The 25,467-nt window shown below is 65.5% G+C and carries 24 protein-coding genes and 1 tRNA gene; 21 read left to right on the top strand and 4 right to left on the bottom strand.

Features of this window, described 5'->3' with window-relative positions:
• Positions 1 to 92 precede the first annotated feature (92 nt).
• The 14 genes from GVL12_RS15720 (at position 93) to GVL12_RS15655 (ending at position 14,409) form a co-directional block, all read left to right on the top strand.
• A complete protein-coding gene (locus GVL12_RS15720) occupies positions 93 to 1,253 on the top strand; it encodes an acyl-CoA dehydrogenase family protein (RefSeq protein ID WP_200843799.1) in 1,161 nt (386 codons plus the stop codon).
• Positions 1,254 to 1,280: 27 nt separating this feature from the next.
• Complete coding sequence (locus GVL12_RS15715) at positions 1,281 to 2,075, top strand: enoyl-CoA hydratase/isomerase family protein (RefSeq protein ID WP_159915682.1); 795 nt, start codon at positions 1,281 to 1,283, stop codon at positions 2,073 to 2,075.
• Between the two features lie 19 nt (positions 2,076 to 2,094).
• Positions 2,095 to 3,246 (top strand): acyl-CoA dehydrogenase family protein, encoded by a 1,152-nt coding sequence (locus GVL12_RS15710; protein ID WP_159915680.1) that lies wholly within the window; start codon positions 2,095 to 2,097, stop codon positions 3,244 to 3,246.
• Entirely contained in the window at positions 3,243 to 4,016 is a 774-nt protein-coding gene (locus GVL12_RS15705; protein ID WP_159915678.1) for an SDR family NAD(P)-dependent oxidoreductase, read from the top strand. The genes GVL12_RS15710 and GVL12_RS15705 overlap by 4 nt, the downstream gene beginning before the upstream one ends.
• Before the next feature lie 66 nt (positions 4,017 to 4,082).
• The gene (locus GVL12_RS15700; protein ID WP_159915676.1) at positions 4,083 to 5,360 is read left to right on the top strand and encodes an ABC transporter substrate-binding protein; all 1,278 of its coding nucleotides are present in this window, start codon (positions 4,083 to 4,085) and stop codon (positions 5,358 to 5,360) included.
• Between the two features lie 15 nt (positions 5,361 to 5,375).
• Positions 5,376 to 6,251, top strand: coding sequence for a branched-chain amino acid ABC transporter permease (locus GVL12_RS15695; protein ID WP_159915674.1), 876 nt, complete (start codon positions 5,376 to 5,378; stop codon positions 6,249 to 6,251).
• Positions 6,248 to 7,282, top strand: coding sequence for a branched-chain amino acid ABC transporter permease (locus GVL12_RS15690; RefSeq protein WP_159915672.1), 1,035 nt, complete (start codon positions 6,248 to 6,250; stop codon positions 7,280 to 7,282). Before GVL12_RS15695 ends, GVL12_RS15690 begins: the two co-directional genes overlap by 4 nt.
• On the top strand, positions 7,279 to 8,055 hold the full coding sequence (locus tag GVL12_RS15685; protein WP_200843798.1) for an ABC transporter ATP-binding protein: 777 nt from the start codon (positions 7,279 to 7,281) through the stop codon (positions 8,053 to 8,055). The genes GVL12_RS15690 and GVL12_RS15685 overlap by 4 nt, the downstream gene beginning before the upstream one ends.
• Position 8,056: 1 nt before the next feature.
• Positions 8,057 to 8,761: an ABC transporter ATP-binding protein gene (locus GVL12_RS15680; RefSeq protein WP_159915670.1), complete on the top strand. Its 705-nt coding sequence runs from the start codon at positions 8,057 to 8,059 to the stop codon at positions 8,759 to 8,761.
• A 24-nt stretch (positions 8,762 to 8,785) separates the two neighbouring features.
• A complete protein-coding gene (locus GVL12_RS15675) occupies positions 8,786 to 9,442 on the top strand; it encodes a TetR/AcrR family transcriptional regulator (protein WP_159915668.1) in 657 nt (218 codons plus the stop codon).
• 48 nt (positions 9,443 to 9,490) lie between these two features.
• Entirely contained in the window at positions 9,491 to 11,155 is a 1,665-nt protein-coding gene (locus tag GVL12_RS15670; RefSeq protein WP_159915666.1) for an AMP-binding protein, read from the top strand.
• Positions 11,152 to 12,303 (top strand): NADH:flavin oxidoreductase/NADH oxidase, encoded by a 1,152-nt coding sequence (locus GVL12_RS15665; RefSeq protein WP_159915664.1) that lies wholly within the window; start codon positions 11,152 to 11,154, stop codon positions 12,301 to 12,303. Before GVL12_RS15670 ends, GVL12_RS15665 begins: the two co-directional genes overlap by 4 nt.
• A gap of 6 nt (positions 12,304 to 12,309) precedes the next feature.
• Positions 12,310 to 12,759, top strand: a complete 450-nt coding sequence (locus tag GVL12_RS15660) for a PaaI family thioesterase (RefSeq protein WP_159915662.1) — start codon at positions 12,310 to 12,312, stop codon at positions 12,757 to 12,759.
• 42 nt (positions 12,760 to 12,801) lie between these two features.
• Positions 12,802 to 14,409 (top strand): class I adenylate-forming enzyme family protein, encoded by a 1,608-nt coding sequence (locus GVL12_RS15655; protein ID WP_159915660.1) that lies wholly within the window; start codon positions 12,802 to 12,804, stop codon positions 14,407 to 14,409.
• A gap of 354 nt (positions 14,410 to 14,763) precedes the next feature.
• On the opposite strand, the gene argG is transcribed toward GVL12_RS15655, so the two are convergent.
• From argG to GVL12_RS15635, 4 genes are all read right to left on the bottom strand, one after another.
• Entirely contained in the window at positions 14,764 to 16,101 is a 1,338-nt protein-coding gene (argG, locus tag GVL12_RS15650; protein WP_159915658.1) for an argininosuccinate synthase, read from the bottom strand.
• 61 nt (positions 16,102 to 16,162) lie between these two features.
• A complete protein-coding gene (locus GVL12_RS15645) occupies positions 16,163 to 16,480 on the bottom strand; it encodes a pyrimidine/purine nucleoside phosphorylase (RefSeq protein ID WP_159915656.1) in 318 nt (105 codons plus the stop codon).
• Positions 16,481 to 16,765: 285 nt separating this feature from the next.
• Complete coding sequence (locus GVL12_RS15640) at positions 16,766 to 17,482, bottom strand: glycine zipper 2TM domain-containing protein (protein ID WP_200843797.1); 717 nt, start codon at positions 17,480 to 17,482, stop codon at positions 16,766 to 16,768.
• Positions 17,483 to 17,600: 118 nt separating this feature from the next.
• Positions 17,601 to 17,957 (bottom strand): arsenate reductase, encoded by a 357-nt coding sequence (locus tag GVL12_RS15635; protein WP_159915654.1) that lies wholly within the window; start codon positions 17,955 to 17,957, stop codon positions 17,601 to 17,603.
• A 16-nt stretch (positions 17,958 to 17,973) separates the two neighbouring features.
• Between GVL12_RS15635 and folC the strand changes: the two genes are divergently transcribed.
• From folC to GVL12_RS15600, 7 genes are all read left to right on the top strand, one after another.
• Positions 17,974 to 19,344, top strand: a complete 1,371-nt coding sequence (folC, locus tag GVL12_RS15630) for a bifunctional tetrahydrofolate synthase/dihydrofolate synthase (protein WP_200843796.1) — start codon at positions 17,974 to 17,976, stop codon at positions 19,342 to 19,344.
• A 117-nt stretch (positions 19,345 to 19,461) separates the two neighbouring features.
• Positions 19,462 to 20,226, top strand: coding sequence for an SPOR domain-containing protein (locus tag GVL12_RS15625; protein ID WP_235033883.1), 765 nt, complete (start codon positions 19,462 to 19,464; stop codon positions 20,224 to 20,226).
• 22 nt (positions 20,227 to 20,248) lie between these two features.
• Entirely contained in the window at positions 20,249 to 20,740 is a 492-nt protein-coding gene (locus GVL12_RS15620) for a CvpA family protein (RefSeq protein WP_159915642.1), read from the top strand.
• A gap of 73 nt (positions 20,741 to 20,813) precedes the next feature.
• Positions 20,814 to 22,322: an amidophosphoribosyltransferase gene (gene purF, locus GVL12_RS15615; RefSeq protein ID WP_159915640.1), complete on the top strand. Its 1,509-nt coding sequence runs from the start codon at positions 20,814 to 20,816 to the stop codon at positions 22,320 to 22,322.
• A gap of 331 nt (positions 22,323 to 22,653) precedes the next feature.
• Positions 22,654 to 23,868, top strand: coding sequence for an O-succinylhomoserine sulfhydrylase (locus GVL12_RS15610; RefSeq protein WP_159915638.1), 1,215 nt, complete (start codon positions 22,654 to 22,656; stop codon positions 23,866 to 23,868).
• Complete coding sequence (gltX, locus tag GVL12_RS15605; protein WP_159915636.1) at positions 23,865 to 25,268, top strand: glutamate--tRNA ligase; 1,404 nt, start codon at positions 23,865 to 23,867, stop codon at positions 25,266 to 25,268. Before GVL12_RS15610 ends, gltX begins: the two co-directional genes overlap by 4 nt.
• 62 nt (positions 25,269 to 25,330) lie before the next feature.
• Positions 25,331 to 25,406: transfer RNA gene (locus tag GVL12_RS15600), tRNA-Ala, on the top strand.
• The last annotated feature ends 61 nt before the right edge of the window (positions 25,407 to 25,467 follow it).

The following is a 25,467-nucleotide window of genomic DNA, read 5'->3' as shown; positions in this document are numbered from 1 at the left end:
CCTGAATATGATTGATAACTCATCAATGAATATTGACTCATTATTCATTGAGTCCTAATCTGGACCCACGTGCAAAAAATGTGGGAGATCCAGTGGATTACGCCAATACGCCTGAAACGACGCAGCTGCGAGACATGCTGCGCCGGTTTGTCGAAAAGGAAATGCCGCGTGAAGCGGCGCAGCGCTGGGACGCAGAGAATGTGTTTCCGCGCGACGTGTTCGAGCGGCTCGCGGCACTGGGCGTCATGGCCTTGACCGTGCCCGAGGAGTACGGCGGAGCCGGCCGCGACATCGTCTCGACCATGGTCGTGATCGAGGAGCTGTCGCGCCGTTCGTTGGCCGTGGCCGTGCCTTTCATCATGTCGGCCTGCTATGCGGGCATGAACCTCGCGGAGTTCGGTTCCGAAGCGCAAAAGCGCGAGTTGCTGCCGCGGGTCGTCGATGGCTCGCTGATGTTCGCCTATGGCTGGACCGAGCCCGACGTAGGTGCCGACCTGGCGAGCGTCAAGACGCGGGCCGAGCGCGTGGGCGACAAGGTCGTGGTCAACGGCTCCAAGCGCTTTTGCTCGGGCGCCGAAATCTGCGATTTCATCTTTGCGCTGGTGCGCAGCGGCCCCGAAGGCGAGCGCTACAGGAACCTGTCGATGGTGCTGATTCCTAAGGACGCGCCGGGCGTGACCATCACGCGCATCAACAGCATGGGCATGAAGGGCGCGGCCACGACCGATGTCGTGCTCGACAACGTCGAGATTCCCGCAGCCCATATTTTCGGCGGCGAAGCCGGCTGGAACCGCGGCTGGGAGATGCTGGTCGGCGCGGGGCTCGATGTGGAAAAGCTCGAAGTCGCGGCCGTGGCCGTAGGCGTCGCGACAGGCGCCTTCGAGGACGCCTGGACCTATGCGCACGAACGCCAGCAGTTCGGCAAGCCGATTGCCCATTACCAGTCCATACAGCACAAGCTGGCCGACATGAAGACCCAGCTGCATGCGTCCAAGCTGATGCTCTACCACGCTTCGGAGATGGCCACGCGGCACGAGCGCTGCGCGGTGGAAACCTCGATGACCAAGCTGTTCGCGGCCGAGGCCGCGAAGAACATCGCCCTCGAGTGCCAGACCATTTTTGGTGCCTATGGCTATGTGAAGGAAGTCGATACCGAGCGCTATGTGCGCGACGCGCTGCTGATTCCCATCATGGGCGGCTCGTCTGCCATCCAGCGCAACAACATCTACAAGTGGACCAACGCCGGCCTCTGACCCGCCTGCCTTTCAACGGAGAACACCATGCATTTCGAAGAGTACAAGACCATCCAGTTCCATCGTCGCGAGCGCGTGCTGTACGTGACGTTCAACCGTCCCGAGGTGCTCAACGCCGTCAACGAACTGATGCACGAAGAGCTCGCGCAGGTCTTTCATGACTGCTCCAAGGACCCGCACTCCGATGTCGTGGTGGTCACGGGCGCAGGGCGCGCTTTCTGTGCGGGCGGGGACATCGAATGGATGCAGGACGCGATCGACGTGCCCAGCCGTTTCGAGAAGACCGCGCGCGAAGCCAAGCAGATCGTTTATTCGCTGCTGGACTGCGAGAAGCCGGTGATTGCCAAGGTCAACGGCCACGCGACGGGCCTGGGCGCAACCATTGCGCTGTTCTGCGACGTGATCTTTGCTTCTGCCAAGGCCAAGATCGGCGATCCGCATGTGAGCGTGGGCTTTGTCGCCGGCGATGGCGGGGCGGTGATCTGGCCTCAACTGATCGGCTATGCGCGTGCCAAGGAGTACCTGCTGACCGGCGACCTGATGAGCGCCGAGAAGGCGGCGAGCATCGGGCTGATCAACCATGCATTGGCGCCCGAGGAACTCGATGCGGCGGTGGATGCCTTCGCCGATCGCCTGAACCAGGGCGCGATCAAGTCCATCCGCTGGACGAAGATGGCCACCAACATCGAACTCAAGAAAATCGCGCATTCGGCCATGGATGCATGCCTGGCCTACGAGTCGCTGTCGAATGTGACCAAGGACCACCAGGAAGCGGTGAATGCGTTCCGCGAAAAGCGCGCGCCGGTCTTCACCGGCGAATGAGCTGCGCCGAAAGCCGTACATGAAGGACACCGAAGACCTTCTCGCCCTGCGCCAGACGCTGGTGCGTTTCCTCGACAACGAGGTGCCGCGCGCGCTGGCGGCGCAGTGGGACCGGGACAATCACTTTCCCCGGGAAACGTTTCTCAAGCTTGCCGAACTGGGCGTGCTCGGGCTCACCATTCCCCAGGATTTCGGTGGACTGGGCCGTGATATCGTCGCGACCATGGCGGTGATAGAGGAACTCGCGAGCCGCAGTCTGGCTCTGGCGATTCCCTACATCAACGCCGCCTGCTACGCGGGCATGAACATCGTCGAGTGCGGCACCGAGGCGCAAAAAGCGCAGATTTTGCCGCGCGTCGTCGAGGGCCGGATGATCTTTGCCTACGGCTGGACCGAACCCGACTCGGGCTCGGACCTGGCCAGCATGCGCACCCGGGCACAGCGCGTGGGTGACACGGTGGTGGTCAACGGCGCCAAGCGCTTTTGCACGGGGGCGGGCGAGAGCGACTACATCTACACGCTGGTGCGCACCGGCCCCGAGCAGGAGCGCTACCGGAACCTGACGCTGCTGCTGATCCCGCCGAACCATCCCGGCGTGCATATCGAAGGCATCAACGGTCTGGGACTCAAGGGCTTTCCCACGACGGATGTGCGCTTCGACAACGTGGAGTTGCCGCTGACGGCCATCGTGGGCGGCGAGCAGGCGTGGAACCAGGCCTGGCCGATGGTGGTCGGGCCGGGGCTGGATGTCGAGAAGCTCGAGGTCGCGGCGATGGCGCTGGGCGTCGCCCGCGCGGCGCTCGAGGACGCCTGGAGCTATGCGGGCGAACGCCGCCAGTTCGGCAAGACCATAGGCAGCTACCAGTCCATCCAGCACAAGCTTGCCGACATGAAGACCCGGCTGCATGCGGCCCGCCTCGTGCTCTACCACGCCGCGCAACTGGCCAACGATGGCAGGCCCTGCACGGGTGAGACGTCCATGGCCAAGCTGTTTGCCACGGAAGCCTGCAAATACATCGCCCTCGAGTGCCAGACCATCTTTGGCGCCTATGGGTATGTCAAGGAGTTCGCGGTCGAGCGCTATGTGCGCGACGCCCTGGGCCTTCCCATCATCGGCGGATCTTCCGCCATCCAGCGCAACAACATCTACAAGTGGATGAAACGGCAATGACAAACACCAGCAACACAGTTTCCCTGGTTGGCAAGACCGCATTGGTCACGGGGGGCGCCAGCGGCATCGGCCTGGCGGCGGCGCAGCGCTTCAAGCAACTGGGCGCGCGCGTGCTGGTCGCCGATCTGGCCGAGAAGGCGCCCGCGGGCTTCGAGGACAGCTATGTGCGCACCGACGTCTGCGATGCGCAGCAGGTCGGGGAGATGGTGCGGCGTGCGGCGCCCGAAGGCCGGCTTGATGTCGTCATGTGCTGCGCGGGCATTGCGGACCAGATGATTTCGACGCTCGACCAGGACATCGACGTCTGGCAGCGCGTGATGGATGTGAGCCTGCGCGGCACCTACCTCACGTGCCGCGAGGCTGGCCGGGCGATGCTGGCGCACAAGGGCGGCTCGATCATCACCATTGCCTCGGTCACGGCGCTGGGTGGTTTCCCGCGGCGCAACGCCTATGGCGCGGCCAAGGCCGGCGTGGCGCTGATGACAAAGAACCTGGCCTGCGAATGGGGCGGCAGCGGTGTGCGTGTGAACTGTATCGCGCCGGGCTACATCGCCACGCCCATGGTCGAGCAGGTGTTCGAGCGCAGCAAGCTCAGCCATGAGCGCGTGACCCAGCGCACGCCCATGCTGCGCCTGGGCCAGCCCCAGGAAATTGCCAACGCCGCGGCCTTTCTGGCTTCGGACTGGGCGTCGTTCGTCACGGGCGTGGTGTTGCCCGTCGACGGCGGCTGGACGGCATTCGGCGGCGCCGGGGAGATCGCCACGGCGTGACCGGAGCGGGTGTGCGAGCACCCGGCAACTTGTGTAGAGAAAAAAGCTAACCAGATGGAGACAAATATGCAAGTCAATCGTAGACAGTGGGTCAAGTGGGCCGGTGCCGGCGCGGCGCTGGCGGGATCGGGCACGATGCTGGGCGGCATGGCGCAGGCCCAGGACAAGGGGCTGATCAAGCTCGGCTTCATCTCTTCCCTCACCGGCGCCCAGGCGCCGCTGGGCCAGCCCATGCTGCTCGGCGCCCAGATTGCCGTCGACCAGATCAACCAGGCCGGCGGCGTCAACGGCCGCAAGCTCGAGCTGGTGGTGCGCGATGACAAGGCCAAGCCCGCGGACGCCACCGTGGCCGCGCGCGAACTCGCGGGCAGCGGCGTCAATCTGCAGCTGGGCGTGGTGTCGAGCGCGGTCGCGTTGGCGCTGACCGCGATGCTGGAGCAGGAAAAGGCCGTGCTGATCACCTGCGCGGCCCATTCGGACAAGCTGACCAAGGAAAACTTCAACCGCCATTACTTCCGCGTGACCGATAACCCCTACATGAAGCTGCGTTTCATGTCCAAGGCGCTGGCGGAAAAATACAGCAATGTGACGGCATGGGGTGGACTGATTCCTGACCATGAATACGGGCGCACGACCTGGAACTGCTTCGAGGAAGGCCTGCGCGAGTACTACGAGGTGGTCAGCAAGAAGCAGCCCACGATTGCGCCGGCGATCAAGACCCAGTACGGCGCGACCGACTACCGCAATGTGATCGGCGCGGCGATGGGGCTGCCGGCCGAAGGCTTCTTTGTTTCGGTCTACGGCGGCGATGCCGTCACGCTGTTCAAGCAAGCCAGGCCCTACGGGTTCTTCGACAAGGCCAAGGTGATCGCCGATTCGGCCAACGAATTCATCGTCGCCAAGGCCATGAAGAGCGAATTGCCGGACATGTGGGTGGGCACCCACTGGTATTCGGGTGCTTTCACCGATGTGCCGATGAGCAACAAGGTGTTCGAGGAATACAAGAAGCGCAGCAAGGGTGACGAGTACGCCAATGGCTGGGTCGGCGAAGGACATGCGGCCGTGATGGCCTATGCCAAGGCGATCCAGGAAGCGGGCTCGACCGATACCCAGGCGGTGATCAACGCGCTGGAGTCGGTCAAGTTCGAGACCGTCTGCGGCACGCGCTACTTCCGCAAGGAAGACCACCAGGCGATGAAGCCGCTGCAGATGTACCGGCTGCGCGGCACGAAGAAGAACGCGGTCGGCTTCGAAGTGCTCGAGTACATCAAGATGCCCGCCGAGGACTTCGCCGATCCGGCCACGCCCGGCAAGCCATTGGCGTTCAAGTACGTCAAAGCCTGACAACGGACGCCATCCATGGACCAGTTGCTTCTTACCACGCTGAACGGCCTGTCCTGGGGAATGACCGTATTCCTCACGGCGGCCGGGTTGTCCCTGGTCTTCGGAATCCTCCATGTGCTGAATTTCTCGCATGGAGGCTTTCTGATGATCGGCTCCTACCTGTCCTACACCATCGGGAACCATCTGCAGGCCGACTCGATCTGGGTGTTTTTGTTGATTGCGGTTGCTTGCGCCGTCGTTGTGGGCGGGCTCGGGGCCGTGGTGGAGCGGCTGGTGTTTCGCCGGCTCAAGGGCGTGAGCGAAGCCTATTCGCTGATCGCCACCTACGCGCTGCTGATCCTGTGCCAGGGCGTGGTCAAGCTGATCTGGGGCATCGATGTGCTGAGCGTCGCGCCGCCCGAGGAGCTTGCCGGGGCCGCGCGTTTCGGCAGCTTCATCGCGCCGAGCTTCATCCTGTTCGTGATCGGCTGCGGGCTGGCGGTGTTCCTGGTGATGGACTATTTCCTGCACCGCACCGGCATCGGCAAGCGCGTGCAGTCGGTGGCCATAGACCCGACGATGTCCAACTGGGTGGGCATCAATGTGAACGCGGTGTTCATCTGGACGGTGATCGCGGGTTTTGCGCTCGCCGGCCTGGCCGGAGGGCTGCTTTCGGTGAACCAGAGCCTGTCGCCCGAAATGGGCAGCGCGCTGATCATCCAGGCGTTCGGCGCGCTGATCGTCGGCGGGCTGGGCAATATCCGCGGTGCTTTCCTGGCGTCCATCCTGCTGGGGCTGATCACCTCGTTCGGTGACCGCTTCGTGCCTGACGTGCCGGGGCTGTTCTTCTTTGTCGCATTGGCGGTGATCCTGCTGGTGCGTCCTCAAGGTCTGATGAAGGGGCTGCGATGAGCCAAGTGAACGATACGCGTGGCAGGAGCGTGGACCTGCTGCTGGGAGGGCTGCTGATCGCGGGATTCATCAGCGTGCCTTTCTGGGCCGACAAGGGGCTGGTGTTTCTCGCCAGTGTGGCGCTGGTGCACATCGTGTTCGCGCTGAGCTTCAACACCATCTTCGGGCTCTGCGGCATGGTGAGCTTCGGCCACGCGGCCTACTTCGCCTGCGGCGCCTACGCGTCGGGCCTGCTGCTGCGCAACTGGGAGGGCGTGTCCATCTTCACGGTGCTCGCCGCCGGCGGGCTCGCGGGCGGGCTGCTCGCGGTGTTGATCGCGCTGCTGGCGCTGCGCCGCGCGAGCGGCAACTACTTCGCGATCCTGACGCTGGCCTTTGCCGAGCTGCTGCATATCGTGATCGCCAAGTCCGAATGGTTCGGGCGCGAGGACGGGCTCACCGGCATCAAGCGCCCGACGCTCGAGTTGCCCGGCATGATGCCGATCGACCTGGGGCAAGGCCAGAACATGTTCCATTTCATCCTGGCCGTGTCCTGTGTGCTGGTGCTCGGCGCCTGGGTGGTCTGGCACAGCGGCTTCGGCCGGCAACTGGCGGCGATACGCCAGGAGCCCGATCGTGCGGCCTTCCTCGGTCTGAACATCCACCGCGCGCGGCTCTCGGCGTTCGCGCTCAGCGGCATAGGCGCAGGCTTTGCGGGTGCGATGTATGCGCCGCTGGCCCAGCTGCTCACGCCCGAGGTGGCCCACTGGAGCTTCTCGGCGCTGCCCATCCTGTTCTGTCTGCTCGGCGGCACGGCTATTTTCTGGGGGCCGGTCGCGGGTGTGCTGGTGTTCCTCGGGCTCGAGTATTCGACGCGAAACATCCTCGGGCTGTCGGAAGTGGTGATCGGCTGCACGCTGCTGCTGGTGGTGCTGGTCTTCCCCGGCGGGCTCGCCGGTGGCGTGGTCCGCATCCGCGACCTGCTGTGCAAGCCATCGGCGCGCCACGCCGCGCCGGCCCTGAATGCCGAAGTCCAAGGAGTGCGCCCATGAACATGACTACAGCCACCGCCATACCGGCGCTGCAGGCCCGGGCCGTCTACAAGAATTACGGCGAGATCAAGGTGCTCAAGGACGTCTCGCTCGACGTCGTGGCCGGCACCACGCACGCCGTCATCGGCCCCAACGGGGCGGGCAAGACCACCTTGTTCAAGGTGCTCAGCGGCGAAGTCTTCGCGAACGCGGGCGCGGTGCATCTCGAGGGCCGCGATGTGAGCCGCGTGCCCGGCCATGCGCGCGTTCGCCAGGGCATAGGGCGCACGTTCCAGGTGGCGCGGGTGTTCGCCGAAGACGATGTCATGGCCAACATGGCCATCGCCATCGAAAGCCGCAATGCGGGCCGCGACCGGCGCTTCTGGCGCAGCTTCAAGGTGCCGCTGGATTCCGGCGTGCAGGACGAAGCCGTGGAAATTCTCGCCACGGTCGGTCTTGCGCACCGCGTGCGCGAGCAGGCCGGCGTGCTCGCCTATGGCGAGCGCAAGCGGCTGGAGCTGGCCATGACGCTGGCGCTCAAGCCGCGGATGCTGCTGCTCGACGAACCCATGGCCGGCATGTCGCCCGGTGACCGGCAGGCCGCGGTCGAACTGCTCAAGCGCATCGCGCAGGAACTCAATATGTCCATCCTGCTGACCGAGCATGACATGAGCGTCGTGTTCGCGCTCGCCGACCATGTGACCGTGCTCAATTACGGCGAAGTGATTGCCAGCGGCACACCCGATGAAGTCAAGGCCTCGCCGCTGGTGCGCGAAGTCTATCTGGGACATTGACATGCTGGAACTCAAAAAAGTGAGCGCCTATTACGGCGATTGCCTGGCCTTGAACGACGTCAGCCTGCGGGTCAGGCCACGGCAGGGTGTCGCGGTGCTGGGCCGCAACGGCGCGGGCAAGAGCACCATGATGAAAAGCGTGGTCGGCGGCGGGCCGTCGGTCAGGGGCGAGGTCTGCCTGCATGGGCAGCCGCTGGCGAAGCGGCCTACCCATGAGCGCATTCGCGCCGGGCTGGCGTTCGTGCCCGAAGACCGGCGCATCTTCCCGCATCTGAGCGTGGCGGAAAATCTCGAGATCGCTGCGCACGGCGTGCGGCCTGGGCACGCCCCGCTGAGCGTGGCGCAAAGCTGCGCGCTGTTTCCGCTGCTCAAGGACCTGCTGGACCGCAAGGGCACCCAGCTCAGCGGCGGGCAGCAGCAGATCCTGGCCGTGGCGCGCGGCATGGTGGCCAAGCCGCAATACCTGCTGCTCGACGAACCCACCGAAGGCGTGGCGCCGCTGATCGTCGCGCAGATGGCCGAGCAGATCCGCGAGGCCTGCGCCCAGCAGGGCATTGCGCTGCTGGTGGCGGAGCAAAATGTCTGGTTCGCGCGCTACTGCAGCGATTATGTGTATGTGATGGATACGGGCCAGGTGGTGTTCGGCGGCACATGGGCGGAGTACGACGCCCAGCCCGAGATCGCCGAGAAGTACCTGGCCATCTGATCAACCCGATGGAACCCTCTTTGCATGAATCTCGTCGAACCGAAACTCCCTAAGGCCGCCACCAAGGCCGTTGCCAAGGCGCCGATCGCGCGCCGCAGCACCCGCCAGGAGCGGGCAGAGTCCCTGCGCCTGAAGATCCTCGCGGCCGCCGCCAAGGTGGTGGGCGAACACGGTTATGCGGAAGCGTCGATCGGCCGCATCACCGAGTCCGCCGATATCGCCCAGGGCACGTTCTATCTGTACTTCGAGTCGCGCCAGGCGCTGTTCGATGTGCTGCTGCCCCATGTCGGCCTGGACATGGTCCATTTCATCGGCCGCAAGGTCAAGGGCGCGGGCAGTTTCTACGCCGTGGAAGAGCAGGGCTTTCGCGCTTTCTTCGAGTACCTGCGGCTGAACCCCGGTTTCTTTCGCGTGCTCAACGAAGCCGAAGTCGCCGCACCCGTCGCCCATGCCGCCCACATGAAGCTGCTGGCCGAGCGCCACGTCAAATCGTTGCAGCGCAGCATCGACCAGGGCGATATCCGCAATTTCGAGCCGCAGGAACTCGAGACGCTGGCCTACCTTCTGCAGGCCGCGCGCAGCTATCTCTATCTGTGCCACATCAAGGGAAAGAGCCTCAAGAAGCTGCCCGACTGGGTGGTGCAAACGTACATGAAAGTGGTGCGTGGTGGCGTGAACTGAAGCCCGGTGCCCGGCCCGATCGCGTGATCAGTGAGAGGAGACAAGACAATGACCCCCGCAGAGTGGAAAAAGAGAACCGACAGCCCCGCGGCTCGCGACTACAAGGCGCGCGGCCTATGGGCCGGATTGACCACGGCCGACAAGGCGCAGCACTGCGTGCAGCAGTTCCCGCAGCGCACGGCGGTCGTGGACGGCGCGCACCGGCTGAGCTTTGCCCAGGTCTGGGCGCATGCGCGGCGCGTCGCCGCGGGCCTGCGTGACCTGGGCCTGCAGCCCGGGGATGTGATCAGTTTCCAGTTGCCCAACTGGTGGGAAACGGCCGTGATCAATCTGGCGGCAAGCCTGGGTGGCTGGGCAATCAATCCCATCGTGCCGATCTACCGCGACGCCGAAGTCGGCGCCATCCTCGCCGACTGCCGGGCAAAGGTGGTGATCGTTCCGGACCAGTTCCGCAGCATCGACTACCTCGAAATGCTCGGGCGATTGCGCGCGCAACTGCCCGAGCTGGCGAATCTTCAGGTGCTGACCGTGCGCGGCGAGGGAGCGGGCACGGCAAAGACGTTTGAAACCCTGGGCCGCGACAGCGCGCCCTGGCAGGACCCGCCGCGCGATGCCGACGCGCTCAAGCTGGTGCTCTACACCAGCGGCACCACGGGCCGGCCCAAGGGGGTGCTGCACAGCGCGAACACCATGCTCAGTGAACTGCAGGCCGTCGTCGATTTCTGGCGCATCGGTGCGCAGGACGTGTTCCTCATGCCGTCGCCCGTGACCCATATCACCGGCTACAGCTACGCGCTGGAAATGATGTTCCACGCAGGCATCAAGGTGGTGCTGATGGACCGCTGGGATGCGCACCAGGCGATGGACCTGATCGTGCAGGAACAGGCGACCATGACCGTGGGCGCAACCCCGTTCCTCGCGGAACTGACCGCGGCGGTCGAGTCCAGCGGCCGCAGTCTGGGTGGCTTTCGGCTGTTCGCGAGTGGCGGCGCCCCCGTGCCGCCGGACCTGGTGCGCCGCGCTGCTGCGGCCATGCCGCAGTGCCTTGTCTGCCGGGTCTATGGCAGCAGCGAATCGCCCACGGTGACGCTGGGCATCGACGGGCCGCAAGACCAGGAAAAGGGCGCAGTCACCGATGGCAAGGTCTGGAACAACGAAGTGCGCATTGTCGACCCGGTCACCGGCGCACCCCTGCCTGCGGGCGCGCAGGGCGAGATCGTGGTGCGTGGGCCCGAAGTGATGCTCGGCTATTCGCGTGAGCAAGATACCCGTGATGCGTTCAATGCCGAGGGCTATTTTCTGACCGGCGATCTCGGAACGCTGTCGGCCGACGGCTTCATCACGGTGACCGGCCGCAAGAAGGATCTGATCATTCGCGGTGGCGAGAACCTCAGCCCCAAGGAAATCGAGGATGTGCTGCATGCCCATCCCGATGTGCTCGAGGCCGCCGTCGTCGCGATGCCGCATGCACGGCTCGGGGAGACTCCCTGTGCCTATGTGGTGCTCAGGCCGGATGCTGCCATGGATTTCGCGGGCATGAGCGCCTATCTCGAATCGCGGCGGCTCGCGCGCCAGAAATTCCCGGAAAAGCTGGTGCTGGTCGACGCCATGCCCAAGACGGCTTCGGGCAAGATCCTCAAGCATGTGCTGCGCGCGCAGCTGCTGCAGGCTTGGGCCGCAGAGCCCGTCGCCTGCGGCAGGGAGGTTGCATGAGCAGCGCACTGTTTTCCCCGCTGACCCAGCGCGGCATCTCGCTGCGCAACCGGATTGCCGCCAGCCCGATGAGCCAGTACTCGGCCGTGGATGGCATGGCCAATGACTGGCATCTGGTCACGTTCGGCAAACTGGCGCAGGGCGGCGCAGGGCTGGTGATGATAGAGACTGCGGCGGTGAGCCCCGAAGGGCGCGGCACCCATGGTGATCTCGGCCTGTGGAACGATGCGCAGATCGCACCGCTGGCGCGCATCGTGGCCTTCATCGCGGCCCAGGGCGCCGTGCCGGCGCTGCAGATCGGCCATGCGGGGCGCAAGGCGTCGCTGCAGCGGCCCTGGGAAGGTTATGGGCGTCTGGGCGAGAAAGAGGCGGCCAGGGGCGAACTCCCCTGGCCCACGCTAGCGCCTTCGGCGGTGCCGATGTCGCCCGAGGACGCCGTGCCCGGCGCGCTGGACGAAGCGGGCATCGCGCAGCTTTTGCAGCAGTTCGAAACCACGGCCGCGCGCGCCGCACAGGCCGGTGTGCAGGTGCTCGAAGTGCATGCGGCCCATGGCTATCTGCTGCACCAGTTTCTTTCGCCCCTGTCGAACCTGCGCGATGACGCCTGGGGCGGTGACGCCCGGCGACGCATGGCTTTTCCTTTGGCGGTGCTGCGCCGCGTGCGCGCAGCGTGGCCGCAGGAGCGCCCGCTGTGGCTGCGTGTGTCGGCCGTGGATGGCGCTGAAGGTGGCCGAACGCTCGACGATACGTTGGCGCTGGCGCGCGCCGCGAAGGCCGAAGGCGTGGACCTGGTCGACTGTTCCTCGGGCGGCATTGCCGGGCTGGCGACGGCCGGCAGCCGCATTCCCCGCAGGCTTGGTTTCCAGGTGCCGTTTGCCCAGGCCGTTCGGGCGCAGGCCGGCATCGCCTCGATGGCCGTGGGCCTGATACTCACGCCGCAGCAGGCCGAGGACATCGTGCGCTCGGGCCAGGCCGACGTGGTCGCGCTGGGGCGCGAGCTGCTGAACAACCCCAACTGGCCCCTGCATGCGCGCCAGGCGCTGGTGCAGCCCGGGTTTGCGCAATGGCCGCCGCAGTATGGCTGGTGGCTGGAAAAACGTGCGGCCATTCTGCAGCAGCTCGATGGTGCCGCTGCGGCACAGCGGTAGCCGCCTATGCACATAGCAAGCATTGCTTCGACGGTGCCGCCGGGCTTTCGCGAAGTGCGCGGCGAAGCGTTCATGGAGACCGTCGGGCCGATCCACGCGCGCGACGCGGGCGACGGCACCTGGGACATAGGCTGCCGCGCGGGCCCGCAGCATGCGAACCGCTTCGGTGGTGTGCATGGCGGCATGCTGGCCACGCTGGTCGACTATGCGCTGGGCTTCAATCTGCTGGGAGAAGGCCATGAAGAAGCGCCGGCCATCCTGCTCAGCACGGTCAGCCTGAACATCGATTTTGTCAGCGGCGCGCGCATGGGCGAGTGGCTGGTGGTGAGCACGCGCATCGACAAGGCGCAGGGGCGCATTCGCTTTTGCCATTGCGAGATGCGCGCCGACGCAGGTCGCCTGGTGCTGCGCGCCAGCGGAGTGCTGTCGGCGGCGCCGTTGAAATCTGCGGCCTGAAGCCACCGGCCACCGGCCACAGACCACTTGAAAGGGGATGCGATGGACCTGTTTCACCGCCTGCATGGCAAGACCATTCCTGCCTGGCTGCATGCGCAGGCCAGGCGCTACCGGTTTCGCCTCGCGGCCTCATTGCCTTCGTGGCGCGGCCACCGGGATAGGCTCAGCTATGCCCAACTGGTGCGGCGCATGGACACACTCGCGGCCGCGCTGCATGCGCTTGGCCTGGCGCCGGGCCAGCGGGTGGCGCTGCTGCTGCCCAACCGCGCGGCGCGCGAAGGCGTGCTCACTGCGCTGGCGTGCTGGCGCCTGGGCGCGCTGGTGGCGCCGCTGAACTGCCGCAGCGCCGATCCCGAACTGCTGCATGCGATCGACCTGGTCGAGCCTGCGTGGATCGTGGTGACCGATGGGGCCGCTGCGCAGCGCCTGCGCGATCTGGGGCGTGGCGATGCGCGGGTGCTGCGTCTGGACGGCGCACCCGGCGCCGTCGACACCTGGCCAGAGCCCGAAGATAGCGGCGGCGTCGCGCAGCTTCCCGCAGGCCCGCTGTCGGCCCAGGAGCCGAGCTGCCTGCTGTTCACTTCGGGCACCACGGCGCACGCCAAGGCGGTGCTGCATACCCATTCATCCCAGTTGCATGCGGGAGCGGCCGTGGGCGGTGCGCTAGGCCTGACCGACGACGACACCTACCAGGGCGCGTTTCCGCTCTATACCAGCTCGGCGCTGAATCTGGCCTGCATGTCCGCCTGGGTGCACGGTGCGGGCGTGGTGCTGGAGGAGGACGGTCTGGACAATGCCCAGCGTCTGGCCCTGATCGCTGCCGAATGCACAAGTGTCTACCACGGCGTGCCGACGATACTGCACTATCTGGTCGATGCCTACGCCCAGGGCGGGCACGATCTGTCTTGCCTGCGGCGCATAGGCTACGGCGGCGCGCCCATGCCCGTGGAAGTCATCGCCAAATTCTCGCGCCATTGGCCGCATGTCGACCAGGTGCATATCTGGGGCATGACGGAAACCGGCCCCGCGGGCGTGGCCTTGCCGCCCTGGATGCTGCCGCGCAAGGCCGGCGCCATCGGCCTGCCCCAGCCGGGCTGCAGCATCCGCGTGCTGGCAGAAGGCGCCAGGGATGTGGCGTTGCGCGATGCGGCGCCGGGTGAGGTCGGCGAGATAGCGTTTGCCGGCCCCAGCGCTGCCCTCGGCTACTTCCGTCAGCCGCAGGCCACGGCGCAGACCTTCGTCGATGGCTGGGTGCTGACGGGCGATCTGGGGCAATTCGATGCGCAAGGCGTGCTGCATTACGTCGATCGCCGCAAGGATGTGATCAATCGCGGTGGCCTGAAGATCGCTTCCGCCGCGGTCGAAGCCGTGCTCCATCGCTGCGCGGGTGTTGCCGACGTGGCCGTGGTGGCCGTGCCGCATGACAAGCTCGGCGAGGATGTCGCCGCCTGCGTCGTGGCGCGCGCAGGCCAGGCGCTGGACTGGGTAGCGCTGCGCGCGGCATGCCGGGCCGAGCTCGCCGAACATGCCGTACCCCGGCATTGGTTTGCCGTGGAAAGCATGCCCCACAACGCGATGGGAAAGCTGCTCAAGAACGTGCTGCGTGCACAGCTGCAGCAGGGCGACTGGCCGGAAGTTCGCGTACCGTAAGCGGCGGGTCTGCGCCGCCCATAGGGAACGCCGAGGCATGAAAAATGGCCCCCACGCTCCCCTTGCTGCGCAAGGTCCGCTGCCCCCCAAGGGGGCTGCTTTTCATCTTGGGGCGGCCCGGCGATGAAAAATGGCCCCCACGCTCCCCACTGCGTGTGGTCGCGCTGGGGGGCTAAGCCCCCCAGACGCTTTTCATCTTGGGGCGGCCCGGCGATGAAATATGGCCCCCACGGTCCCCACTGCGTGTGGTCGCTGCCCCTAAAGGGGCGCTTTTCATCTTGGGGCGGCCCGGCGATGAAAAAAGCCACGCCCATCGATCGATGGCGTGGCTTTCAGCGATCGGCTGGCGCCTGATCAGTTCTTGTCGTTGCCCAGCTGCGGCAGCGCCGAGCCGCTGCCCATGGACAGCAGGCCGGTCTTGGCGTAGATGGCGAGCTTGTCGCGCGTGTCCATCAGGTCGAGGTTGCGCATGGTCAGCTGGCCGATGCGGTCGGCGGGCGAGAACGGTGCGTCCTCGACCTTTTCCATCGACAGGCGCTCGGGCTGGTACGTCAGGTTGGCCGACTCGGTGTTGAGCAGCGAGTAGTCGTTGCCGCGGCGCAGCTCCAGCGTCACGGTGCCGGTGATGGCGCGTGCGACCCAGCGCTGGGCGGTTTCGCGCAGCATGATGGCCTGGGGATCGAACCAGCGGCCCTGGTACAGCAGACGGCCCAGGCGCAGGCCGTTGATGCGGTACTGCTCGATGGTGTCTTCATTGTGGATGCCGGTCACCAGGCGCTCGTAGGCGATGTGCAGCAGCGCCATGCCCGGGGCTTCGTAGATGCCGCGGCTCTTGGCTTCGATGATGCGGTTCTCGATCTGGTCGCTCATGCCCAGGCCGTGGCGCCCGCCGATGCGGTTGGCTTCGAGGAACAGTTCGACGGGGTCGTCGATGCGCTTGCCGTTCAGGGCGACCGGGCGGCCTTCCTCGAAGGTCACCGAGACTTCTTCGGCCAAGACCTCTACTTCAGGCTTCCAGAATGCCACGCCCATGATGGGGTTGACGATGTGCATGCCGCTCGACAGCAGTTCCAGGTCCTTGGCTTCGTGGGTTGCGCCCAGCATGTTGGAGTCGGTCGAGTAGGCCTTTTCGGCGCTCATCTTGTAGCCGAAACCTTCCTTGGTCATGAAGGCCGACATTTCGGCGCGGCCGCCGAGTTCGTCGATGAAGGCCTGGTCCAGCCAGGGCTTGTAGATGCGCAGCGCGGGGTTGGTGAGCAGACCGTAGCGGTAGAAGCGCTCGATGTCGTTGCCCTTGAAGGTCGAGCCGTCGCCCCAGATGTGGACGTCGTCTTCCTTCATCGCGGCGACCAGCATGGTGCCGGTCACGGCACGGCCCAGCGGCGTAGTGTTGAAGTAGGTGATGCCACCGGTGGAGATGTGGAAGGCGCCGGCCTGGATGGCGGCAATGCCTTCGTTGGCCAGCTGCGTGCGGCAGTCGATCAGGCGTGCCTTCTCGGCGCCGTATTCCATCGCCTTGCGCGGGATTTCGTCGTAATCCGCTTCGTCGGGCTGGCCCAGGTTGGCGGTGTAGGCGTAGGGTACGGCACCCTTGTTCTTCATCCAGCGCAGCGCGGCGCTGGTGTCCAGCCCACCGGAGAAGGCAATGCCGACTTTGTCGCCGACGGGGAGGTTTTTGAGGATGGTTTCCATATCAGTGCACTCTGGGTAAGAGAAAGGGGGCGGGGGCGGTCTGGCGCGCCCGCCGCGGGGCTCACGCGTAGTGGCAGATGTAGTGGTAGGCCTCGGTCACGCGGATGTCGAACTTCGAATTCGCAGGGACATGAAACGAGTCGCCGGCCTGGGCGCTAAGCCATTGGTCGGTGCCGTCGAGGCGGTATTCGCATGCACCGCCCACGCACTCCATGATCTCGGCCGCAGCCGTGCCAAAGGTCAGCGTGGCGGGCAGGACCACGCCCACCGATTTCTTGGTGCCGTCGGCGAGGGTGAAGCTATGGCTCACGCACTTGCCGTCAAAGTAGACGTTGGCTTTGGTGGTGAGGGTAACGCCGGCGAAGGTTTCGGTGGTCATGGAAGAACGCGGTCCGTGAAAGTGGGCAAAGCATGGATTTTAGGCCAGCCAGCCAGCCCCGCGTTGCGCGCAGGGGCGTCGCCATGCAAAGCGCCCCTGAAACCGCAGCTTCAGGGGCGTATAAGGCATTGGCAACCAGATCAGCGGCTGCCCTGGCACCTAGAGCGGCTAACAAAACCCAGCAAATCGCAGATTTGCGGTTGAGGCTAGGCGCTGCGCCGCAGGCAGTGCGAGTAGCACGACAAGGCGAAGCAACGACGCCTCAAGGGTTGTGTTATGTCGCTCTTAACGGCGCCAGCCGCCGTGGTGGTGGCGTGGACGCTCGTAATAGCGCGGGCCGTTCCAGCGATCCCGGGGCCGCAGCACATAGTGCGCGCCGGCGGCAATCGTCGCACCCAGCAGTATGGGCGCGACATAGTCGGCGGCGCTGTAGCCCCGGTCTTCCGGAACGGTATGGACCTGCTGCGGCGTGGAATAGGTCACGGGCGGGTAGGACGGGCTGGAGTAGACATCCTGCGTGCCGTAGTAGCCCTGCGCCTGGGCCGGTTGCACGCTCAGCGCAATCCAGTCGCCCGGAGGGCTGGCGGTGCGCGTCGTGTACTGGCGGCCTGCATACTCGTAGACCACGTCGTAGCCGACGGCCTGGTTGCGGTAGAAGTTCTGCGTGGTGCAGCGGCGCACGGTCTGGTACTCGGCGGCACCATTGCCTTCGAGCTGGTTGCCCAGCATCGCGCCGCCGACCAGGCCTGCGCCGGTCGCTGCCGCACGGCCCGAGCCGCCGCCGATCGCGTTGCCCGCGAGCCCGCCGACCACGGCGCCCAGCACCGCGCCCGCGCCCGAACTGCGCTGGCGCACGGGAACGCTTTCATCGTGGCATACCTGCTGGGGCACGCTCACCTGCTGATGCACGGGGGAGACGGACAGCACGCGGCCTTGCTCCTGGGCCATTGCAGCGCCTGTCGACAGCGCGGCTGCGGCTCCGATCCAGATCATTCTTTTCATGGCTAAAGCTCCTTGGCTGACCGCGGCACTCATGCCCCGGCAATACCCGAAATTTTAGGCTCGGTCGGTGAAGCGCGTACTCCAGGGGGGTAAACGCCGGTAAGTGTTTGTATGCGGATCAGGCGCTTTCGCCCAGCCGCGCCGCCCAGGCGTCGGCCTGGAAGCCGACGCTGATGCTGCCGTCGGGCCACTCGACGACCGGGCGCTTGATGAGGCTGGGCTGGGCCTGCACCAGGGCGCTGGCGCTGGCCGCGTCCTGCACGCCGGCCTGGGCCGAGGCGTCGAGCTTGCGCCAGGTCGTTCCCTGGCGGTTGACGATCTTCTCCCAGCCCAGGGCGGCTATCCAGCGCGTCAGATGCTCGGGCGGTACGCCGAGCTTCTTGAAATCATGGAACGCATGTGCCTGGCCATGGGACGCAAGCCATAGCCGGGCTTTTTTGACGGTGTCGCAGTTGGGAATGCCGTAAACGATCATGAAGGGGATACTCCGGGTGAAGACAATCGAGCTGCCGCCGCTGGGCGACAATGCGCGCAGTATGCACACCACATTCCCCAATCTGGAAGCCTGGCTCTCTTATTGCGAGCGCCTGCACCCCCAAAACATCGCCATGGGCCTGGAGCGCGTGCGCGAAGTGGCCCAGCGCCTGGCGCTGCGTTTCGACTGCCCGGTGATCACCGTGGCCGGCACCAATGGCAAGGGCTCGACCTGCGCCATGCTCGAGGCCGTGGCCCTGCAGTCCGGCTACAAGCCCGGCGTCTATACCTCGCCGCATCTCGTGCACTTCGAGGAGCGTTGCCGCATCGGCGGTGAAATCGCCAGCGCCGAGCAACTGATGGGCAGCTTCGAAGCTGTCGAGGCCGCGCGCGTGCGCGGCGGCGATGAAGTCCAGCTGACCTATTTCGAGTTCACCACGCTGGGCATCATGCATCTGCTGAGCCAATCGGGCCTGGACGTGGCGATTCTCGAAGTCGGCCTGGGCGGGCGCCTGGATGCTACGAACGTGATCGACACCGACTGCGCGATCATCACCAGCATAGACATCGACCATACCGAGCTGCTGGGCAAGGACCGCGAAGCCATAGGCCGCGAAAAGGCCGGCATCATGCGCCCGGGACGGCCGGTGATCGTCAGCGACCCGGTCGCGCCGCAAAGCGTGATCGACCATGCGCATGCAATCGGCGCGCAGCTGTGGCAGTTCGGCCAGGATTTCAATTTCTCCGGCGACAAGCAGCAGTGGGGCTGGGCGGGCCGCGGGCGCCGCTATGCGGGCCTGGCCTATCCGGCGCTGCGCGGAGCGAACCAGCTGGTCAATGCCGCCGGCGCGCTTGCCGCGTTCGAGGCCTTGCGCGATCGCCTGCCGGTCACGGCCCAGGCCGTGCGCACCGGCATGGCCATGGTCGAGCTGCCGGGGCGTTTCCAGATCGTTCCGGGCCAGCCCACGCTGGTGCTCGATGTCGCGCACAACCCGCATTCGGTCGCGGCCTTGACAGCCAACCTCGATGCCATGGGCTTTTTCCCCACGACCCATGCGGTTTTTGGCGCAATGTCCGACAAGGACCTCGCGCCGATGTTCGCCAAGGTAGGCCCGCTGATCGACCGCTGGTACTTCTGCGACCTGCCCACGCCACGTGCCGATACGGCCGCGGGCCTGCAGCAGAAATGGAATGCGGTGCAGATGGTCGCCGGCGGACGGCGTGAAGTGGCCACCAGCCTGCACGCGACTCCCGAGTTGGCCTTGCAGGCCGCCGTCGCCGCAGCGGACCCCGCTGATAGAATCGTGGTCTTTGGCTCGTTTTATACGGTGGGCGGTGTGCTGCTTCATGGCACGCCGCGTCTGCAAGCCAAGCATCTGGGCGAATAAGCCTGAACGAGTCTGCACTTCATGGCATTTTTCAAGTTCTCTTGGCCTGGCAAAAAAGAGGCTGCTGACAAGTCCGTACCACGTTCGCGCGCTGCCCAAGTGGAAAGCGTGGACGTGATGCGCAGTCGCGCGCGCCATCGGCTGATCGGCGCGGCGGTGCTGGTGCTGGTCGGCGTGGTAGGTTTCCCGCTGCTGTTCGACACCCAGCCCCGGCCGATTCCGGTCGATATTCCGATTGAAATTCCCGACCGTGGCCATGTCGCGCCGTTGATGGTGCCGGGCGAAACCGCGGCGCAGGCGGGCCAGACCGGCACTTCGAGTTCCGTGGCGACGCATGCGTCGCTGGACCAGGGGGAAGAGATTTTCGAGCCCCAGCCTTCGACGCCAGTGGCGCCGCCGCGTGCGGCAGTCTCCCCCGTGCCCATGCCGCCGGTGCCGCCCCAGATCGCCCCGGCCGCGCCCAAGCCGCCCGCCAAGGTCGAGCCTGCCGCGCCCAAGCCGCCGGTCAAGACCGAGCCGCCCAAGCCTCAGCCCGTGCCCAAGGTGGAAGCGCCGGCCAGGCCCAAGCCTGAACCGAAACCCGAAGCCAAGCCCGACGAGGCGGCGCGCGCGCGCGCGCTGCTCGAAGGCCGTTCGACGGCCGACGCCGGCAACGAGCGCGTCGTGGTCCAGGTGGGCGCGTTTGGCGATGCGGACAAGGCGCGTGAAGTGCGCGCCAGGCTCGAAGCCGCGGGCCTCAAGGCCTTTACCCAGACGGTGACGACCAAGGATGGCCAGCGCACCCGGGTGCGCGTAGGCCCGTTCAACAGCCGGGCCGAAGCCGACAAGGCCGCGGCGCGCGTCAAGGGTCTGGGCTTGCCGGCCTCGGTGATCAAGCCCTGATGCGGATCATGGCTGTGTGACCATGGGCGCTGTCGACTGGATTTTTCTGGCCGTGGTGCTGGGTTCGCTGCTGCTGGGGGCCTGGCGTGGCCTGGTGTATGAACTGCTGTCGCTGGTAGGGTGGCTCGTGGCCTTCGTGGCGGCGCGCCTGTGGGCTGAGAAAATAGGCGAGTGGCTGCCGCTGGCCAACAGCGATGTGTCCCTGCGCTATGCAGCAGGGTTTATCGTGGTGTTTATCGCGGTGGCGTTTATCTGGGGCCTGGTCTCCGGGCTCGCCAAGCGACTGATTGATGGCGTGGGTCTGCGGCCTGTGGACCGCACGCTGGGTGCGGTATTTGGTCTGCTGCGTGGCGGTCTGCTGCTGGTCGTCGTGACCCTGGTGGTGGCTTACACGCCTTTGCAGCAGTCCGAGTGGTGGCGGCAATCGCTGATTGCGCCGCAGCTCGGCGGCCTGTTGCTGGACTGGATGCCGGCGCTGCCGCAGGAATTGGGAAGGTATTTGCCTTCAAGATGAGGGCAGGGCGGCCCTACCCGGGCGGCCTTGCAAGAATGGCGGGACTTTTCCCGCGGATGGATGGAACGCAACTATGTGTGGAATCGTCGGTGTAGTCAGCACTGCACCCGTGAATCAGCTGATCTATGACGCGCTGCTGCTGCTGCAGCACCGCGGCCAGGATGCGGCAGGCATCGTGACCCAACAGGAACGCAAGTTCTACATGCACAAGGCCAAGGGCATGGTGCGCGATGTTTTCCGTACGCGCAACATGCGCGCGCTGCCGGGCAATATCGGCCTGGGGCAGGTGCGCTACCCCACGGCCGGCAATGCAGCCAGCGAAGAAGAGGCCCAGCCTTTCTACGTCAATGCGCCGTTCGGCATCGTCATGGTGCACAACGGCAACCTGACCAACGCCAAGCAGCTGCGTGCCGAACTCGCCGATACCGACCATCGCCACACCAATACGGACAGCGATTCGGAAGTGCTGCTCAACGTGCTGGCCCACGAACTGGCCCGTGCCACGAGCGGCGCGCCGCTGCAGAGCGCGGACGTGTTCAAGGCCGTGCGCGCGGTGCACAAGCGCGTGCGCGGCTCGTACGCGGTGATCGCGCTGATCGCCGGCTACGGCCTGCTGGCCTTCCGTGACCCCTACGGCATCCGTCCGCTGTGCATGGGCCGCGGCGCCGACGGCAGCGTCATGCTGGGCAGCGAATCGGTGGCCCTCGAAGGCAACCTGTACTCGCTCGAGCGCGATGTCGCTCCGGGCGAAGCGGTCTACATCGGCACCGACGGCAGCGTGCGCGCCGAGCAATGCGCCGAGAAGAGCGAACTGCACCCCTGCATTTTCGAATACGTCTACCTGGCCCGGCCCGACTCGGTCATGGACGGCATTTCCGTCTACCAGGCGCGTCTGAACCTGGGTGAATCGCTGGCCAAGCGCGTGATCTCCACGGTGCCGCCCAACGAGATCGACGTGATCATCCCGATTCCCGAATCGAGCCGCCCGAGCGCCATGCAGCTCGCCCAACTGCTGGGCCTGCCCTACCGCGAAGGCTTCGTGAAGAACCGCTACGTGGGCCGCACCTTCATCATGCCCGGTCAGGGCGCGCGCAAGAAATCGGTGCGCCAGAAGCTCAATGCCATCGGCAGCGAGTTCAAGGGCCGCAATGTGCTGCTGGTCGACGACTCCATCGTGCGCGGCACGACGTCCAAGGAAATCGTGCAGATGGCGCGTGATGCCGGTGCCAACAAGGTCTACCTGGCGAGCGCCGCACCGCCGGTGCGCTTTCCCAATGTCTACGGCATCGACATGCCGACCAAGAGCGAGCTGGTCGCGCACGACCGCACGGTAGAGGAAATCCGCCAGGTGATCGGTTGCGACGCGCTGATCTACCAGGACGTCGACGGCATGAAGAAAGCCATTGGCGCGCTCAACCCTGACGTGCACGGCTTCGAGGCCTCGTGCTTTGACGGCGTCTATGTGACCGGTGACATTTCCGAAGGCGATATCGCGGCGCTCAACGCGGGCCGCACTGGCGCCGCGGAAGAGGGCGATGTCGATACCTCGCGCCTGTCGCTGCCCAACGCCCAGGACGCCTGAGAGCGGCGAACACAACCCTTGATGCGTCGTTGCGTTGCCTTGCCGTGCTACTCGCACTGTCTGCGGCACCGCGCCTAGCCGGCCGCGCCTCGCCTCAACCGCAAATCTTCGATTTGCTGGGTCGTGTTAACCGCTCTAAGAGCGTTACAGTAAGAACGATTGCAAGCAATGAAGCGGGGCGCAGCGTGCGCCACCGGCTTGGCTGTCATGGAAAAGAGCTAAAAACGCGGAAGGTCAGGTCTTGCAACCTGTCTGACCCAGCGGGTTTGGCTCATTTTTCTTTGCGCCGCCAGCACCGGCCTGCCTCCGCTGGACAACCAGGAATTCCACCGTGACCGAACGAACCCTTCCCGCCGGCCTGCACCCCGATACCCTCGCGGTGCGCGAATCCGTTGAACGCAGCCAGTGGGGCGAGCACAGCGAAGCGCTGTATCTCACCAGCAGCTTTGTGCAGCCCGACGCGGCCACGGCCGCGCGCCGTTTCGCCAACGAGGAACCGGGCTATACCTACAGCCGCACCTCGAACCCTACCGTGACCAGCTTCGAGCGCCGCCTGGCCGCGATGGAAGGCACCGAAGCCGCGGTCGCGACGTCCACCGGCATGGCCGCCATCCTGCTGGTGGCCATGACCATGCTCAAGGCCGGCGACCACATCATCTGCTCGCAGTCGATGTTCGGCTCGACGATCAAGCTGCTGGGCAGCGAGATGGCGCGCTTTGGCGTGAGCACCAGCTTTGTCTCGCAGACCGATGTCGCCGCCTGGAAGGCCGCGATCCGCCCCGAGACGCGCCTGCTGTTCGCCGAAACCCCGACCAACCCGCTGGGCGACCTGTGCGACATCGCGGCGCTGGCCGAACTGGCCCATGCGCATGGCGCCTTGCTCGCGGTCGACAACAGCTTCGCGTCGCCGGTGCTGCAGCGTCCCGTGGAATTCGGCGCCGACCTGATCGTGCATTCGGGCACCAAGCTGCTCGACGGCCAGGGCCGGGTGATGGCGGGGGCGGTCTGCGGCCCCAAGGCGCTGGTCGAAGACAAGATGGGCGCCTTCATGCGCACCGCCGGCCTCAACCTCGCGCCGTTCAACGCCTGGGTCGTGCTCAAGGGCATGGAAACGCTGTCGCTGCGCGTCAAGGCGATGAGCGCGGCCGCGCTCGAGATGGCGCATTGGCTCGAAGCCCACCCCAAGGTCGCGCGCGTGCACTACCCCGGCCTGCCCACGCACCCCCAGCATGCGCTGGCCATGCGCCAGCAGTCGAGCATGGGCGGCGGCGTGCTGGCCTTCGACGTGATCGGCGACACACCCGAAGCGCTGCGCGCCAACGCGTTCGCGGTCATCGACAGCACGCGCGTGTGCAGCATCACCGCCAACCTGGGCGACGTGAAGACCACCATCACCCACCCGGCCAGCACTTCGCATGGCCGCCTTTCCGAAGACCAGCGCCAGGCCGCCGGCATAGGCCAGGGCCTGATCCGACTGTCGGTCGGCCTCGAACATCTTGAAGACATCAAGGCAGATCTCTGCCGTGGACTGGACACCCTGTCATGAGCACCAAAGTACGTACCCGTTTCGCCCCTTCGCCCACGGGCTTCATCCACCTGGGCAACATCCGCTCGGCGCTCTACCCCTGGGCGTTTGCGCGTGCCAATGGCGGCGACTTCATACTGCGCATCGAAGACACCGACCTCGAGCGCTCGACCCAGGCGTCGGTCGACGTCATCCTCGAAGGCATGGAGTGGCTGCAGCTCACGCCCGACGAAGGCCCGTTCTATCAGATGCAACGCATTGACCGCTACAAAGAGGTGCTGGCGCAGTTGCAGGAAAAGGGAATGGTCTATCCCTGCTATATGAGCATGCAGGAGCTGGACGCGCTGCGCGAGCAGCAGATGGTCAGCAAGGAAAAGCCGCGCTACGACGGCACCTGGCGCCCCGAGCCGGGCAAGCAACTGCCGCCCGTGCCCGAAGGCGTGCAGCCCGTGCTGCGCTTCAAGACCCCGCAGGGCGGGGTCGTGGCCTGGGAAGACAAGTGCAAGGGCCGCATCGAATTCCAGAACAGCGAACTCGACGACCTGGTGATCGCGCGCCCTGACGGCACGCCCACCTACAACTTCTGCGTCTGCGTAGACGACATGGACATGCAGATCACCCATGTGATCCGTGGCGACGACCATATCAACAACACGCCGCGCCAGATCCATATCTTCGAAGCGCTGGGCGCCCAGGTGCCGGTGTTTGCCCACCTGCCCACGGTGCTCAACGAACAGGGCGAGAAGATGAGCAAGCGCAACGGCGCCAAGGCCGTGACGCAGTACCGTGACGAAGGCTATCTGGCCGACGCCATGGTCAACTACCTCGCGCGCCTGGGCTGGAGCCACGGTGACGACGAAATCTTCAGCCGTGCGCAGTTCCTCGAATGGTTCAACCTCGACCACCTGGGTCGCAGCGCGGGCCAGTTCGACGAAGCCAAGCTGCGCTGGGTCAATGCCCAGCACCTCAAGGCCATGGACGACCAGGCGCTGGCCGCGCAGGTCAAGCCTTTCCTGGAGAAGCGCGGCATCTCGGCCGCCGAACTCGATGCGGGCGACCAGCTGGTGCGCATCTGCGGTCTGTTCAAGGACCGCTGCGACACGCTGGTGGCGCTGGCCGACTGGGCCCAGGTCTTCTACCGTGACGTCACGCCCAATGCCGAAGAGCATGCCAAGCATGTGACCGAAGCCGTGCAGCCCGCGATTGCCGCACTGGCCGCGGCGCTGGCGACCTGCGACTGGACGCGTGAAGCGATCTCGGCGGCCTTCAAGGAAGTGCTCAAGGCCCAGGGCCTGAAGATGCCCCAGCTGGCCATGCCGGTGCGCGTGCTGACGGTGGGCTCGGCGCACACGCCATCGGTCGATGCAGTGCTTGAATTGCTCGGTCGTGAAAAAATTGCTGCGAGATTGCAAAACGTCTAAAAACCTGTCTATAATTCGAGTCTTCAACGACACACAGCAAGAAATTGATTGTGTTGTCAAGAGGGGGTATAGCTCAGCTGGGAGAGCGCTTGCATGGCATGCAAGAGGTCATCGGTTCGATCCCGTTTACCTCCACCAAATGTTGAAGCGCGCCGAAAGGCGCGTGAGTTGAGGCGCTCTGAAAAGAGCAGAGTTAGAG

Origin of the sequence: Pantoea sp. 18069, from assembly GCF_902706035.1 — a bacterium.
Taxonomy (GTDB): domain Bacteria; phylum Pseudomonadota; class Gammaproteobacteria; order Burkholderiales; family Burkholderiaceae_C; genus Comamonas.
This window is presented reverse-complemented; position numbering and strand designations above follow the sequence as displayed.